Genomic DNA, 506 nt, shown 5'->3' with positions numbered 1-506 from the left:
GCGATAAGCCTGTTATCCCCGGCGTACCTTTTATCCGTTGAGCGACGGCCCTTCCATTCGGAACCGCCGGATCACTAAGACCTACTTTCGTACCTGCTCGATCCGTCGATCTCGCAGTCAAGCTCCCTTATGCCTTTGCGCTCTTCGTGCGATTGCCGACCGCACTGAGGGAACCTTTGCGCGCCTCCGTTACTTTTTGGGAGGCGACCGCCCCAGTCAAACTACCCACCTGCCACTGTCCCCGACGAGGATTCACTCGCCTGGGTTAGAAACTCAACATCACAAGGGTGGTATTTCACCGATGACTCCCCGAAAACTGGCGCTCCCGGATCGACGTCTCCCACCTATGCTACACATGCAGTGCCAAGATCCAATGACAGGATGTAGTAAAGGTGCACGGGGTCTTTTTGTCCTGTCGCGGGTACTCGGTATCCTCACCGAGACTCCAATTTCGCCGAGCTTGCGGAGGAGACAGCGCCCAGATCGTTACGCCATTCGTGCAGGTC

Annotated in this window: 1 rRNA gene (running past one end of the window); it reads right to left on the bottom strand. The window is 56.7% G+C overall.

The window, feature by feature from the left end:
- A 23S ribosomal RNA gene (locus J4G12_03145) occupies positions 1-506 on the bottom strand (its annotated part extends 429 nt beyond the left edge of the window); the annotation flags it as partial.

The sequence above is a fragment of the Gemmatimonadota bacterium genome, from assembly GCA_021295815.1.
Lineage (GTDB): Bacteria > Gemmatimonadota > Gemmatimonadetes > Longimicrobiales > Gaopeijiaceae > JAGWBQ01.
This window is presented reverse-complemented; position numbering and strand designations above follow the sequence as displayed.